This window comes from Paenibacillus sp. 10L310, assembly GCF_056395745.1.
This window is the reverse complement of the sequence record NZ_JBFTKC010000019.1, coordinates 70,000-82,712: the sequence shown is the minus strand read 5'-3', so window position 1 is coordinate 82,712 and position 12,713 is coordinate 70,000. Positions and strand designations below refer to the sequence as shown.

General features: G+C 46.8%; 11 protein-coding genes. 5 read left to right on the top strand and 6 right to left on the bottom strand.

The features are described from left to right. Window positions 1-141: 141 nt before the first annotated feature. Entirely contained in the window at window positions 142-300 is a 159-nt protein-coding gene (locus AC1DE7_RS26825) for a hypothetical protein (RefSeq protein WP_477535559.1), read from the bottom strand. 26 nt (window positions 301-326) lie between these two features. On the opposite strand from AC1DE7_RS26825, the gene AC1DE7_RS26820 reads away from it, so the two are divergent. Continuing rightward, a complete protein-coding gene (locus tag AC1DE7_RS26820) occupies window positions 327-863 on the top strand; it encodes an NAD(P)H-dependent oxidoreductase (protein ID WP_036617635.1) in 537 nt (178 codons plus the stop codon). A gap of 115 nt (window positions 864-978) precedes the next feature. Here AC1DE7_RS26820 and AC1DE7_RS26815 read toward each other — a convergent pair whose 3' ends face one another. Beyond that, window positions 979-3,042: a beta-xylosidase family glycoside hydrolase gene (locus AC1DE7_RS26815; protein WP_477535558.1), complete on the bottom strand. Its 2,064-nt coding sequence runs from the start codon at window positions 3,040-3,042 to the stop codon at window positions 979-981. Between the two features lie 33 nt (window positions 3,043-3,075). Further along, window positions 3,076-5,010 carry a carbohydrate-binding protein gene (locus tag AC1DE7_RS26810; RefSeq protein ID WP_339194876.1) on the bottom strand — a complete coding sequence of 645 codons (1,935 nt, stop codon included), beginning with the start codon at window positions 5,008-5,010 and terminating at the stop codon, window positions 3,076-3,078. 903 nt (window positions 5,011-5,913) lie between these two features. On the opposite strand from AC1DE7_RS26810, the gene AC1DE7_RS26805 reads away from it, so the two are divergent. Together AC1DE7_RS26805 and AC1DE7_RS26800 are read left to right on the top strand one after the other, a co-directional pair. Continuing rightward, window positions 5,914-6,273: a hypothetical protein gene (locus tag AC1DE7_RS26805; RefSeq protein WP_076328166.1), complete on the top strand. Its 360-nt coding sequence runs from the start codon at window positions 5,914-5,916 to the stop codon at window positions 6,271-6,273. Window positions 6,274-6,307: 34 nt separating this feature from the next. Beyond that, window positions 6,308-7,777 carry an exosporium glycoprotein BclB-related protein gene (locus AC1DE7_RS26800; RefSeq protein ID WP_477535557.1) on the top strand — a complete coding sequence of 490 codons (1,470 nt, stop codon included), beginning with the start codon at window positions 6,308-6,310 and terminating at the stop codon, window positions 7,775-7,777. 180 nt (window positions 7,778-7,957) lie between these two features. On the opposite strand, the gene AC1DE7_RS26795 is transcribed toward AC1DE7_RS26800, so the two are convergent. After that, window positions 7,958-9,907, bottom strand: coding sequence for an AraC family transcriptional regulator (locus AC1DE7_RS26795; RefSeq protein WP_477535556.1), 1,950 nt, complete (start codon window positions 9,905-9,907; stop codon window positions 7,958-7,960). 125 nt (window positions 9,908-10,032) lie between these two features. After that, the gene (locus AC1DE7_RS26790; protein ID WP_477535555.1) at window positions 10,033-10,386 is read right to left on the bottom strand and encodes a DoxX family protein; all 354 of its coding nucleotides are present in this window, start codon (window positions 10,384-10,386) and stop codon (window positions 10,033-10,035) included. Between the two features lie 140 nt (window positions 10,387-10,526). On the opposite strand from AC1DE7_RS26790, the gene AC1DE7_RS26785 reads away from it, so the two are divergent. Both AC1DE7_RS26785 and AC1DE7_RS26780 read left to right on the top strand, forming a co-directional pair. Further along, window positions 10,527-10,910, top strand: coding sequence for a winged helix-turn-helix transcriptional regulator (locus AC1DE7_RS26785; RefSeq protein ID WP_076254337.1), 384 nt, complete (start codon window positions 10,527-10,529; stop codon window positions 10,908-10,910). 24 nt (window positions 10,911-10,934) lie between these two features. Beyond that, window positions 10,935-11,765, top strand: coding sequence for an NAD(P)/FAD-dependent oxidoreductase (locus AC1DE7_RS26780; protein ID WP_477535554.1), 831 nt, complete (start codon window positions 10,935-10,937; stop codon window positions 11,763-11,765). A 156-nt stretch (window positions 11,766-11,921) separates the two neighbouring features. Here the strand turns inward: AC1DE7_RS26780 and AC1DE7_RS26775 are convergent, their stop codons facing one another. Then, window positions 11,922-12,683 (bottom strand): ankyrin repeat domain-containing protein, encoded by a 762-nt coding sequence (locus tag AC1DE7_RS26775; protein WP_477535553.1) that lies wholly within the window; start codon window positions 12,681-12,683, stop codon window positions 11,922-11,924. Window positions 12,684-12,713 lie beyond the last annotated feature (30 nt).

Sequence of the window (12,713 nt, the reverse complement as noted above, 5' to 3'; positions counted from 1 at the left end):
TCCAATGCTCAACACGGGATATTCAGGTGCCCCATTTTGTATATCGATCATTTTGTCTGGAATATAAAGGTTTTTTAATCGTTTTCGTGGAAAAAGAGACATATGTCCTACATAATGTATGGGGAATGTGCAACTGTGAAATCAAGATACGGAATCGTTGTTCTCCAACAAAACGATATCTTCGCCCCGTTGTTGCCTGAAAGCAATATTGTCCCTCCCCCAAGCACACATGACATCCACGATGGTGTTGGCGGTAACGCCATATTCTGTAAGTCCATATTCAATTAAAGAAACCAACACCCTGGATGGGAAGAAAGGAACTTATGATGAAAACACTTGTTATTCTGGCACATCCCGATATCGAAAGTTCAAGAGTCAATCGTCGCTGGAAGGAGGAGTTGTTGCAGCATACAGATGATATTGTTCTTCACGAATTATATTCGGCCTATCCCGATTGGAAGATTGATGTTTGCCGAGAACAAGAGTTGCTGGAGACGCATGATCATATGATGTTGCAGTTCCCGTTATATTGGTACAGTTACCCACCGCTGCTAAAGAAATGGTTTGATGACGTGTTTACCCATGGATGGGCGTACGGATCGAAAGGTAATCGATTGAAGGGAAAGCGGATGGGTCTGGCCATGTCCATAGGGGATAAGCAGGAGAATTATGCGAAAGATGGTTCCATCGGTTACAGCGTAGAGGAACTTGTTGCACCCTTCGTAGCAAGCATGAATCATGTAGGGGTTCAGGCGCTGCCGCATTATGCAGTCTATGGTGCCTCGTTCCAGGCTACGGATGAAGAGATTAACCGAAGTGCTGAAGAATACATGCGTTATATAAAGCAGTTCCGGGATTTTTGAAGTTAAAAGGTGAAGCTCTTCATAGAAAATGTACTGAAAAGGACCTGACTCCACACATGGTGAAGTCCAGGTCCTGATCAATAAACGAAACATTAATAACCGAATAAAACTACATTTATTCTACGCGGAAATAATCGAAATCTGCATATCCTCCGGTAGACTTCGTTGCATAATTGAATAGTGCAAACCGGTATCCCATAAAGTGTGGCAGGGTGTAAGACATTTGAAGTGTATTGCCAATGGTTGTCCAGTTGCTGCCATTCAGGCTATAAGCAAAGTAGGCTTTGTCGGTTTGGTTCGTAAAATCACAGATGACGCGTAGATAGATTCTGTTCTGGTTTAATGGCACAGTTGCTACTTCAGTCATGGTGCCGGAACTGGCATTAGCCATAACGATGGATTTGGTGCTGCCCGTCATTTTTACGCCGACAAAACCATATTTGGCCTGAAAAGCAGCAAGTCCAGCATAATCACCATCCTTCATGCCGGCTGTATCCAAAGCGGTCATCCCTGTGCTTTTTGGACCAAAGGTTCGTTGTGTCAGGGTGTTGCGGGCTTCTAACAGGTTCTTGCTGATTTTGCCTGTGGTTAACCGCATGAAACCGGGCCGCTGGAGCAGGGACCAGTTGGCAGCATCAGGGTTATGATTCCACTGCCAGAAAGTACCGAGACTGGATGTACCAGAAGATGAATTGCTCGTCAGGGAGACGTCATCTAGATAAAACGCCATCAAATCATTGGTCGGGTCCGGATTCGAGTTATACGGTGTTTCCACAAAAATGAAGCTTTGGGACAGGTCTGCATTCGACGGAACGGTATACGTACCTTGAATGGTACCCCACTGTCCACGGGTTAACGTCGCACTGCCCATAATGGTAATTCCGGTATAACTTGCACCGTTCTGGATGCTAAGATTGAACGTTTTGGTTGCAGGACCAGTAGTGTATTTGATCTTTGCCGAAAAAGAGTATGTTCCTCCCGGTACCAGCTTGCCTGTAACCATCTGTTTGGCTCCGCCTGCTGTCTGCTGTCTGCCGCTGACGAGCAGGCTTTTTGTACCGCTGAATGCTTCGGCATTTGTTACGGTGATGTTCGCCGTATTGTTGCTGGTCCACGGCTGAATGCTGCTTTCCTCAAAGCCGCCGTTCACTAACAGTTGCGTTACTGAGGGTGTGCCTGATGTGGTTGCGTTGAACTCATCGGACCCGTAGATTTTGGCAGCAGGCTGACCTTCAACGGGCATATTCATGTTAAGGGGAACCTTGCCGTTCACCCCAAACACAGGCCAGTTATCAGACCACGTCACAGGAACGAGATAGGGGATGCGTCCAATGGCCCCGCTATCACGAAACAGCAAGCCGTACCAAGCGCCGGATGCGGTATCCACGATGCCTCCTTGGGCGATTCCCGAGTCTCTGAGTACAACTTTACCTGTGTATGGACCTGTCAATGTGTTTGCACGATAGGCAAGCTGAATGCGACCATCACCCGAAGGCCAGGCAATCAGGAATACATAGTACATACCATTGATCTTCTGAATGTGTGCTCCTTCTGCCTTTACAATCATGTTGGAGCCGGCAACACTGCTTGCGTTTGGAATCAGGACCTGATTGAGCCCGCCGGATTTAACGGCTTTGGCATCAGGTGTCAGCTCAACGATACTGATGTTATCACTGCCATGAACAAGAAAGGTTCGATTCCCGTCAAACAAAAGGGAGGGGTCATGGTAATAACTGTTCAATGTGTAAGGTGTCCATGGTCCTGTTTCAATATTGCTGGTTTGGTAAATATACGTCTTGCCCGTGGAAAGCGATCCAAAGGCCACATAATATATACCGTTGTTGTACCGCAAACTGCTCGCCCAGGAACCACGCCCATACTCGTTTTGTCCATTGTTCAGATTCTGTATATCCCCGTTTCCAAGCGTATCGTATACATAGTTTACGATGCTCCAGTTGACCAGGTCGTAAGACTTCATGACCGGGACTCCCGGATTCATATGCATCGTTGTGCTTGTCATATAAAATGCATTGCCTACCCGAATGACGTCACTGTCAGGAACATCCGCGTAAATAACCGGATTGCTGAACGTTGCGGCCGAAGCTGCCGGACTTGTCAAAGGGAATGATGTTATAAGCAAAGGAAGAGCGAGTAGAAGAGCACTGATTTTTTTCCACATATTCTATCCTCCCAATTGATCATGTCCTATGAATTAAAGCGAGTACTCCAGATAATCAATGTAAGCATCCCAAGTGCCATTATCCGTTGTTACGACCAGCTTGATTTCCTGATTGCCTGTACCGTGAGTGATGCCGGTGAGGGTTTGAACGGTCGGCTCCGTTCCCGTGAAGTAGAAAGAACCAGCGGTTACACCCCCGATGACCAGATCAACACGGGCTGTATTATTGTTGTTGGAAGCGCCGCGGACAGAGAACTGGTGGGTTGGGAATCCAAAATATTGATTGTATGCTGCATAATCATTGTTCCCGTAAAGAGCGACTCCATTAAAAGGGGAACTGACTACGCCAGCGTATTGACCGCCAAGCGTCATATTCTCGGCTTCGTAACGGGTAACGTTTGGATTGGGATTAGGATTTGGGTTAGGGTTGCCGCCCGAACCGGATGTGAACTGCCAGTAGTCCAGTTTGAACAGATTTCCATTGCCCGAGCCTGTAAACACCAGATACAAACGATGTACCCCTGTAGCATTGGTAACATTGGTCTCCATCTCGCGCCAAGTTTGCGAACCGCCAGTTGAACTTACGTTAAGTGTTCCAACTAGTGGGCCTGTCGGACTGTCCAGTCGAACCTCGATGTTGCCATTTCCGGTAGAAGCGACATTGGCCTTGAACTTGGAGGCTCCAGCTGAGCCAAAATCAACATTGCCGACCGCGATCCAATCCCCGTTATGAATATTAGTGACATTCTGATTGGCTACAGGTCCACCGCTCGCTTGACTCGGTTCAGTGTTAATTCCTGCTTGCCAGCCAATGGTTTCGGCTTCCACGCGGACATACGGGTTGAGGTTAGTGGTCTGAGGTACACCTGTCATATTCCCCTGAACTTCCTGGATTGTTCCATCCGCATTATGTGTCAGTTTGTTGATATGTGTGGAACGGTACCCTTTACCATCACCGAGGAATGCCTTGCTTACCGTTTGCGCATGGTACGCCACATACCATTCGTTGTTGAATTGGAACACGGCATGGTGGTTATTGCCGCCTACACCGAAGAACGTGCCGGGATTTTTCAGAAAGTGTCCTTTATACGTGAAAGGCCCCATCGGGCTGTCGCTGACCATGTATCCGATCTCACCTTTTGGATATGCAGTGGGGTGTGTTCCCGCGAAGTTGATGCAGTAGGAGTAATAATATTTGCCGTTATACTTGTGGATGCCAGAATCTTCGAACATATAAGGAGAATCAATAGTCACAGCACTGCCCACCACACTGGTCATGTCGGCACCGAGACGAATGACCCGAGCTGTTTTGGGATTGGCAATGGAAGCAGCATTGGTATCGTTCGGGATGCCGCCTCCAGCATACAAGTAAGCAGAGCCATCATCATCGACAAGTACAGCCGGATCAAAGAGCCATGTTACGCCGGACATACCCGGTGTACCGTGAGTCAGGAGGGCACGACCAATTGGATCGGACCACGGTCCAATGGGGGAATCAGCCGTGAGTACGCCAATACCTCCACCCGAGTTGGCAAAGTACAGGAAAAACTTTTCTTTGCCAGCAATGGTTTTCTTCGCCATGGCAGGAGCCCAGGACTGAGTAGCCCATTTGGCAATTCCTTGTCCATTATTGGCATTATTCGCACCTGCTACCGGGATGGAACCATGGTCTGTCCAGTTCACCATGTCAGCTGAGGAGATGACGTTAATTTTCCCGATCGTGCTGTACTGGTTCTCTCGGACAGAGCCGTCACTGTTGTACAGATATGCATCACCTGTCATGTAGACATAGACCCGATTGTTATGGACGAGCACATAAGGATCGGCTCCCAGTTTATGATCGATGAGGGGATTAGAGTTTCCAGGAAGTTTGGCAACGGCTGCATTGGCTGCATGGCTCGATTCAACGGGCAGGGTGACAAAGATTAGCAGACACGACAACAACAAAACTAGCGGTTTACGAATCATACGTTTCGCCTCCATGAGATTGGATTAGTTGGTGAGCTGAAATTCAGGATAGCTGAGATGATGAAATGCCGAAAAAACGAAAAGATTTTCCTCATGTCACCCCCTTCTTGAAATAATGGTTAGGTTGGCTGTTAGGATAAGTCTTCATGTTGTCATGTATGGTTTAAGCCAGACAACCTGTGCACCGGGTACGTGGTCACGGCAGCAAGGGGAGTGGCTATAACCCGAAGTAAGCCTGCATCTGTGGGTGCGATTAGAAAAACTATAATCTGTCAGGTTTCTTTTTGTAATCGCTTTCAATAAAATGGGCTAGAACACTGAAATTTGGCGAAGAAAGAGGTTTGGCCACATTTAAATGTAATTATCTTTCATATTTTCATTTAAATGTTTATTAACTTGACGATATCATATCACAATTTTAAGATAATACAATCTTTTTCTATTTTTTAGTAGAGGATGAAGAAAATGATTATTCTGTGTGTTTAACATTGGGCTTGATGGTAAAATACGATCTCATATTCTATAAAACTACACTTTCAAGCATAGCTTTACCCGGCCAACAATTAGATACGAGAAAAAGACGTCTTAAGCTGTGACCGTTTCCCTGGAATCTACCAGAGGAACGGTTATTTTCGTTTTTTTCTGGAATCGATCCTGGTTATATAACAAAATCTACTCTTACTTGCTGACCAACTTTTACATTGCATAATTTCTTCTCTTTGTTGTACATATTCCAGTTTTTGTATAGCTAAAGCCCTGAGCGTAGAAGGTTGTTAAGTGATAATGGTGGGGTGCCCCCTGTGTTTTGTCCACACCGTTGATTGAGTGTTTGAATATTACTATCTAGTGAGCTTATGCCAAATACTGCTAGAGTCAGAGGTTCATAAAGGTGGGATGGGAAAAATGGCTATTTTGTCGACTGGGCCGATTGAAAACAATCCGGTTTCCGGGGTTAGACCGACCCAACAGGTAACGATTAGATTGGTAAGTCGGGCTGAGGTGGACTCTGTAACAGTATCCATTCAGGGGTATGTGCTAAGCACAACAAGAACGCTGTATGTGAGTGAAGTAATCAGTATTGCTCCTAATGAAGCAGTGACCAGAACTTATTTTGCAGATTTAGCTGCTTTTGAGTTTGTTTTTGGAACAGACGTGGAAGGTGTGGAGGAAGTAGGGATTTCATTGTGGGGCAAACAAGCCTCTGGGCAATTGGTAGATGCACACCGGGTGGTGGAGCACGAAAATACAGTTAATGACATCTAGGAGATCAGAAATCCCTAAAAGAGGAGATGTAGCGATGAGCTTTTTATCAACAGGGCCAATAGAAAATAATGCTGTTAGCGGTGTAAGGCCGACTCAGACAGTTACAGTTAAAATTGATAACCGTAGTGATGTGAGTACCTCAACCATACAAATACAAGGGTATTACATGAGTGGTGGAATGAGGGTTCTGTATGTCAGTGAGTCTTTTGACATCGCACCTAATCAAATAGTAACCAACAACTATTTTGCCAATCTGGATGCCTTCGAGTTTACTTTTACAACAACAGCGACGGTTAATGATCCTGTTCAAGTATCCGTATGGGGTAAGAGCAACACAGGCGCATTGGTAACAGCCCATCGTTTGGTTTCTTCCGAATTGCTGGGTGAAACCCCAAGCATCAACGGAGCTACAGGCGCAACTGGGGCTACGGGGGCGACAGGCACACCAGGGACAGCTGGAGTGACAGGTGCAACAGGAGCACAAGGCACAGCAGGTACAACGGGAGTAACCGGAGCAACAGGCACAGCAGGTACAACGGGAGTAACCGGAGCAACAGGCACAGCAGGTACAACGGGAGTAACCGGAGCAACAGGCACAGCAGGTACAACGGGAGTAACCGGAGCAACAGGCACGGCAGGTACAACCGGAGTAACGGGAGCGACAGGCACAGCAGGTACAACCGGAGTAACAGGAGCGACAGGCACAGCAGGTACAACCGGAGTAACAGGAGCGACAGGCACAGCAGGTACAACGGGTGTAACAGGAGCGACAGGCGCATCAGGTACAACGGGTGTAACCGGAGCGACAGGCACAGCAGGTACAACGGGTGTAACAGGAGCGACAGGCACAGCAGGTACAACCGGAGTAACAGGAGCGACAGGCACAGCAGGTACAACGGGTGTAACAGGAGCAACAGGAACAACAGGTACAACAGGTGTAACCGGAGCAACAGGTACAACCGGGGCTACGGGTGCGAGTGGTTCTGGAACAATTATTCCTTATGCATCAGGACTTCCTGTTGTGTTGACTACAGTTTTGGGTGGACTTTTGAATACTTCCAGTTTAGTTGGTTTTGGTAACAGTTCTACCGGAGTAAGTGTTAACGGAGGAATTATTGATCTCACAGGCGCTGCAGGCACATTGCTTAACTTTGCTTTCTCAGCATCGCGTGCAGGAACGATTACTTCACTGGCCGCTTATTTCAGCACAACAGCCGGACTTAGTTTGGTTGGATCTACAGTAACCTTAACTGCACAATTATTCCGATCCACTACACCTAATAACTCCTTTACAGCTGTACCGGGTGCATTGGTAACCTTAGCTCCTCCACTGACCGGCATTTTGGCACTGGGCACAATATCCAGCGGGGTGACTACAGGACTGAGTATTCCGGTATCTGCCGGTGACCGCCTGCTTATGGTGTTCTCAGCATCAGTAACAGCCGGAATTGATGTGGCTACAACGGTAGCGGGATATGCAAGTGGCGGCCTTACCATCACTTAACGGAAAATGGGCTATATAACAAGTTTAAAGACAGGGACTCTTGCCAACATGGTGAGAGGTCCCTGTTTATGTGTGTGCTTTTGTTTTCAAACTCTCTTCAAATGAAAGATAAGGACTATACAAAAACATAAAAAGACGAGGATTGCTCCTCGCCTCGTACATACCGTGGCCTACTCAATTTCACTCTGTTTTGGTTAGGCTGTCTACGACAAATTTAAGTTGGGCTTCCAACGAAATTGGGTCACTAAACACGAAGCCACGGCTTTCCTCGCGATAAACGTGATTATTCTGGACAGCAGGGAGGTTATCCCAGATAGGACCTTCAAAAACGGAATCTCCACTCTCATCACCTGTCCATCCACTTACAAAGATATAATCTCCTGCATATTGTGGTAACAATTCAAGTGATAACTTGGCCCAACCTTTGCCGCTATAGATGGCTTCCTTCTGAATGATCGGTGGTGCCTTCAGGCCAAACTCTCCATAAATAATATCTCCACCTCTACCAAAGCTCCCGTAGGCATAAAATTCTTTGGCACTTCCCGTATCAAAAATCGAAACCGTGCGATCACCTACCGCTTGCTCCACGAGTGGTTTATATTCAGCGATCTTAGCATCCCACTCTGCGATCCAGGCCTTCGCTTGCTCTTCTCTACCAGTCATCTTGCCAAAATCCATCAATTGCTCCCGTAGAGGTATTCCATATTCAACAGCGACGGTCGGCGCAATTTTGGACAGCTTTTCGATCGTTTCAGGGTCATTCCAAACGACAATTAAATCCGGTTGCAACTCCATGATTTTCTCGTAGGGTACATCGTTACCGATGTTGACAACGTCATCGAGCTTTCCTTCTGTATAACTGTTAAAGGACTCATCACCAGTTCCAACAGGCTTAAGGCCAAGAGCTAGCAAATGACCGGTAAAGGCTCCTGCAACCATTACTACCCTTTGAGGTTTTTTGGGGATTTGTACTTCACCGTTAACCGCAGAATAGGTTACCATCTCCGAGCTTCCGTTTGTGGTGTTACTGATATTACTCTCTGCACCTACAGTTGGACTTTGCGTACTGCCAGTGCTTCCATTCGTGTTTGCTGGCCTGGAACATGCGCTAACCAATAGAGTTAGGCACAACAGTAGGGTAATTCCTACAGGTAGTTTGCTTCTATACATCCGTAAATCTCCTTTTTCGCTATGTTGATAATGATTATCATCTCTGATATCAATATAACGACGGAGTTTACGCGGAGCAATGGATGATCGAAGCCTAAGGATAGGACGATAAGAACCTTTTGTCACTTGTCCGGACTCATCCTTGAATTGCTTTGGTGTGACTCCCGTATGTTTTTTGAACATTCTTATAAAATAGGATACATCAGCATATCCGACGCTTGCAGCGACTTCTTGCAGAGATAACTCGGTCTTTTGCAACAGCGTTACTGCTTTGTTCATCCTAATACCGATTAAGTAATCGATTAGACTTGCGCCAGTTTCACGTCGGAAGTACTTGGACAGATAAGGGACGCTGTAATGGAATGTATGAGCGAGGGTTTCCCGCGTCAGCGGCTTGGCGTAGTGCTCCTGCATATAGCGAATAAGCAGAGAAGCAAGGTTAGGCCTAACAATGCTTACCTGCTGTTGATCCATTTGTCTGAGCAATTCATATACAAATTGATAGAATAGTGTTTTGGTATGGAGTCGCTCCAAGCGTCCCGGTTTATTCCACTCGCCCAGCATTCGCTCAGTGATTTCGTAGAGGATGGCAGGATGATATGGAATAAAACCGTACTGGAGATGGAATGGCAATGGTTGATCCGGTTGTTGAAGTGTATGCTGCTTGCCAGGCAGCGGTAAGGAGGCTTTATAGAAAATCAGATAATAATGAAAGGATTCGTCCGTTAGGATGATGTCCAGACGGGTGTTTTTGCCCCCATGAAGCATATAAAATGGTTTGGTAGCATGCTCATTTCCGTCTAAGATCAAGGTTGCATTACCATTCGTTACGTACAAAAAGGCGCTGGCAGGGAACAGGTAAGGATGTACGCACTCGTCGGCCTGTATGACAATATGTCGTACATCCATGATTTTGAGCGATGCACAATTCCAGATGAGTATGTGTTCTTGTACATTCAAGGTTGCTTTCAATAGAGAGTTGTCTTCCTTCCATGAGCTGTTGAAGCCAGCCTTTTATGTGGTGAGGTTATTATATAATAATATTAGTGGCTTTTTGTCACTTTCCAGAACGTTCCCCGTTTCCTTTATAGTCTTCCAAAGGCTACGGTCAACGCAAGAACTATAAAAAAGATATTTACGCCGAGCTCCCGGTACTCTTTACGCCGAATATGAAACAGCATTCCAAGCAGTGTAACAACAGCCAAAGCGATTGCGGCGATCGGCGTAAGCACCGGAGCTATGTTCAGCGCCCAAGGCAAAACAAGGCCCAGCGCTCCGAGTAGCTCCGCGATTCCGATCAAAATAACTAGACTTTTTGGCACATCATTGACCCAGGCCCAGGTCTTTTTTGACGACTCGATACGAATGGTTTTCATCCATCCTGAATATATGAAACCTAGCGCCAATATGATTTGTACGATCCATAACGTTACATTCATCTTTTCTTATCCCCTCACTTGCTCGATTTTAATATCTGCCTCTATACTAAAGTGAGAAGGCCCAATCTGGAAGTAGGCACTTAAACCTAACCAGGTAACCAAAAGTATACCCGGATATGGTCAGAAAGTGAGGAATAAGAATGACGGTATATTGCAAATTCGGAACGGCCTTGGATATTCTTACGGGTAAATGGAAATCTTTGATTCTTCTACGACTGCTGAGCAACGGTACAATGCGGTTCAGCGAATTACAAAAAGCCATTCCAGATATTTCGAAAAAAATGCTGACCCAGCAGTTAAAAGAACTGGAGTATCACGATATTGTACATCGCGAAGTATATGCTCAAATTCCCCCTAAGGTCGAATACTCGATTACGGAGTACGGACAGCTCATGAAACCTGTGCTCCAGACAATGAGCGACTGGGGAGCCGGCCATATGCAGCATATGGAGAAGCTGTACAGCGAAGAAGACGAAAAAGGAGCACACCCATCCGAACCTCGGAAAATCGATTCCTTGGGGTGATAGGGTGACAAGGGAGAGTTAGTTTTGAATAAACAAAAAATTGTGATTATTGGTGCAGGGATTGTTGGGGCGTGTATGGCCTATCATCTAGCCAAACGAAATCAAGATGTAACTGTTATTGAACGCCACTCAGCCGCGGCGCGTGAAGTCACGGAAAAATCATTTGCCTGGATACATACGACGCATAGAGTGGCTCCTGAATACTGGCATTTGTACGATGCAGCTGTGGAAGAATATCACACACTTCAGCAAGAGTTGTCCGAACTGAAAATTCATTGGCATGGTGCGCTAACTTGGGACACTCCGCCTCTAAGGGAGCAACACTTTCAAAAATTAAACCGGGAGCAGCTTGAGGCATTGGAGCCCAATCTGAAGGAATATCCGGATGAAGCCATGTTTGTCAGCGAAGAAGGTGCGGTGGAGCCGGTAACTTCGTCACCTTCGATTCTGATTCGGATGAAAACTGCTAATAAACGGATACACACATTAATCTCCAATGCGCAATTTGAAGCGCGTCAACTGACAGATTATACGCTACTGGCTGCGGAAGACTATATCGACGAGTCGGAGGCAAATGGACCACAGGCGGTCGGTAAGCGAGCTTACGACACATTGCGTCGCAGTCTCAAGCACGGTAATCAACTGGAACTGGAGAGCATAAAGGTTGGATGGAGACCGATGCCTGAAGACGGTTATCCGATTGTGGGCTTCCATGATCACATGAATGGACTTTATCTGACGCTAATGCATTCTGCAATTACGCTGGCGCCGCTGATTGCGAATCTGGCTGCAAGTGAAATTATTGATGGCAAATCAAGAAATGAATTAGACCCTTGTCGCCTCTCACGGTTTTAGAATCACCACACAATGAAAAGGACATCGCTCAAGTGGCGATGTCCTTTTCGTTGTGTTTATTTGTTGGAGTCTTCTACACTTCCCCAGTAGCCACCGGATTCTCCTCATAACTGTATTCGCAGCTGCTGGCGATTGGCAATTCCTTGCTAGCTTCATCTACCTGTGAATCTCGCTAGCGGATTTGGCACCTTGACTTTCAAGCCACGGGATCAGTTCGGATGAAAAATTGCGTTTTGCTGTGTCTAGTGGAGTCATTCCATCCCAGCTGGCAATCCAGTTCAGTTCGGCGCCTTGGTCAAGCAGGCATTCGGCTGTTTCTCTTTGACCTCCATGGCAAGCACACCAGAAGGCAACGGTTACTGCATCGGGAGGAGAAGGGGAGGTGCTTGTTCCCCAAGGATAACGTTCCGGGAGTTTGGCTCCTTTAAAATGTTCTTGTATGGCGTGAATATCTCCAAGGGCGGCGGCATGCCAAAGGGCAAAGATCGCGCCGCGCTCAACCAAGCGCCGTGCTGCATCCCATTGTGCAAAAGCAATAGCATCATCCAGCGGCGTGCCACCGGCGATCACCGCGCCAGGCGTTTCAATGTCTGCGCCAGCATCAAGAAGGGCATCAAGCACTTGAACATCATTGGAGCTTGCAGCCCAATGTAAAGGTGTCTCGATGTTTGGACCAACAAAAGGAGCGTTCACTTCCGCACCAAACTTGGTCAATACTAGCACGGCATCCGCTCCATTAGGGAAGTGCCCCGGCCAATCCGTCACCACGTGCAGCAGCGTTCGAGAGATACTGGAGTCTGCATCTACGTTGTCAGGCTTTCTTTCTAATACTCTTATGTTTGCCAATCCCGGATTCTCTGCCAGCAGTTGCTCTAACGTTGGAATATCCCCAGTGTGAATGGCTTGAATAACGCTCACTGCAAGTTTTTCATCTTCGTAAATAAATTC

Coding starts and splice junctions, on each gene's coding strand:
- AC1DE7_RS26800 (WP_477535557.1), top strand. CDS start 6,308: ATGAGCTTTTTATCAACAGGGCCAATAGAAAATAATGCTGTTAGCGGT.
- AC1DE7_RS26805 (WP_076328166.1), top strand. CDS start 5,914: ATGGCTATTTTGTCGACTGGGCCGATTGAAAACAATCCGGTTTCCGGG.
- AC1DE7_RS26785 (WP_076254337.1), top strand. CDS start 10,527: ATGACGGTATATTGCAAATTCGGAACGGCCTTGGATATTCTTACGGGT.
- AC1DE7_RS26790 (WP_477535555.1), bottom strand. CDS start 10,386: ATGAATGTAACGTTATGGATCGTACAAATCATATTGGCGCTAGGTTTC.
- AC1DE7_RS26810 (WP_339194876.1), bottom strand. CDS start 5,010: ATGATTCGTAAACCGCTAGTTTTGTTGTTGTCGTGTCTGCTAATCTTT.
- AC1DE7_RS26820 (WP_036617635.1), top strand. CDS start 327: ATGAAAACACTTGTTATTCTGGCACATCCCGATATCGAAAGTTCAAGA.
- AC1DE7_RS26815 (WP_477535558.1), bottom strand. CDS start 3,042: ATGTGGAAAAAAATCAGTGCTCTTCTACTCGCTCTTCCTTTGCTTATA.